The sequence below is a fragment of the Roseateles sp. genome, from assembly GCF_031397715.1.
Classification (GTDB): Bacteria; Pseudomonadota; Gammaproteobacteria; order Burkholderiales; family Burkholderiaceae_C; genus Paucibacter_A.
The window spans coordinates 1-1,693 of record NZ_JANNMI010000465.1 but is presented as its reverse complement, the minus strand read 5'-3'; the positions used below and the strand labels follow the sequence as shown (position 1 = coordinate 1,693).

Genomic DNA, 1,693 nt, shown 5'->3' with positions numbered 1-1,693 from the left:
CGCCGACCAGCGCCATGGCAACCCGTCCGGCCGTGACCAAAACCGGCAAGTCGTCGTCCTCAACATCGCCCAAATTGGCTTGAAACACTTCGCCGAAGCTGTTCACCAGCAAACGCTCGATACCGGCCTCACCTTGCGCGTCGGCGCCTTCGGCTTCCCAATAGGCGCTGGGACGGTGCTCCTCCAGCTTGACCACGAGCCGGCTCGGCCAGACCCGCTGCACCACCGCCCGCCGCACCCAAGGCACGGCCTCGAACGCGTCACGGCCGTCTTGCAGATTCATGCTCAGAAACGAGCCCGACAAGCGCGGCAAGGCATTGGCACGCAGCGAGGCCTCGCTATTGCGCGTCACATCACCATCGACCTGGATGGCGCGGATCGCAAACACCGGCAAGCGCACCAGCCAGCGCAGCGCCAAACCGGCCGCGGCCACCACGACCACCGCCAGCAGCAGCGCCGTCACCGCATTCATCAGGCGGATATCGGGCGGCAATGGGCTGGGCGGCATTGGGCTGGTCGGATTGCGGCTGCGCATGGCTTGAGAGGGTCAGGCCTTGCCGTCTAAACGGGCTTGCGACAACAGCCACAGGCACAGCTGCTCGTACGAAATGCCGGCCGCCTTGGCCGAAATCGGCACCAGCGAATGCGAGGTCATGCCGGGCGAGGTGTTCATCTCCAGCAGAAAAGGCTTGTTGTCACGCTTGCGCAGCATCACGTCGGCGCGACCCCAGCCCCGGCAGCCGAGCGACTTGTAGGCGGCCAGCACCAGCGCACGCACCTCGACTTCGAGCGCTGCATCCAAGCTGCCGGTCAGGTAGCGGGTGGTGTCGGTGAAGTATTTGTTCTGGTAGTCGTAGTTGCCGCCTTCAGCCTCGATGCACACCACCGGCAGCGCAAAAGCGGTGTCGCCCTCGCCCAAGACGGGGCAGGTCAGCTCGGGGCCGTCAATGAATTCTTCGCAAAGAATTTCGTCGTCGAACCGGGCCGCCAGCTGCACAGCGTCCAGCATCTGCGAGTAGCCCAGCACCTTGCTGATGCCCATCGACGAGCCTTCATGCGGCGGCTTGACGATGATGGGCAGACCCAGTTGGTCGGGAATGGCCATGCAGCGCTCGCGGCTGATGTCGCTCTTTTTGAGTTGGGCGTAACGCGGCGTGGCCAGGCCATCGGCCAGCCACAGACGCTTGGTCATGATCTTGTCGATCGCAATGGCCGAGGCCAGCACGCCCGAGCCGGTGTACGGGATGCCGAGTAACTCCAAGGCGCCCTGCACCGTACCGTCTTCGCCGTGGCGGCCATGCAGGGCGATGAAGCAGCGGTTGAAACCTTCCGCCTTCAACTTATGCAGGCCGCGCTCGGCCGGGTTGAAGGCATGGGCGTCGACGCCGCTGTGCAACAAGGCCGCCAGCACGCCGGGGCCGGACATGGTCAGCGAGACCTCGTGCTCGGCCGAGTCGCCGCCCATCAACACGGCCACCTTGCCCAGCGCTTTGGGATCAATATTCAAGTCCAGCTTAGTCATCATGGCTGCGCGCCCTTCTTCATCGTCATCAGTAGTTCAACCGTCTGTGCCGGCACCGCGCCAATCGTGCCCGCGCCCATCACGATCACCACGTCGCCGGCCTTTGCCGTGAGGATGATCTGCGCAGGCAAGTCCGCCACCGCCTCAACAAACAGCGGTTCGACCTTGCCC

At 64.4% G+C, this 1,693-nt stretch carries 2 protein-coding genes; both read right to left on the bottom strand.

Going from position 1 to position 1,693, the window contains the following annotated elements:
- The coding region (locus tag RMO57_RS20675) for a cell division protein FtsQ/DivIB (RefSeq protein ID WP_310389881.1) at nt 1–535 on the bottom strand (535 nt) is incomplete at its 3' end.
- A gap of 12 nt (nt 536–547) precedes the next feature.
- Nucleotides 548–1,522: a D-alanine--D-alanine ligase gene (locus RMO57_RS20670; protein ID WP_310389883.1), complete on the bottom strand. Its 975-nt coding sequence runs from the start codon at nt 1,520–1,522 to the stop codon at nt 548–550.
- Nucleotides 1,523–1,693 lie beyond the last annotated feature (171 nt).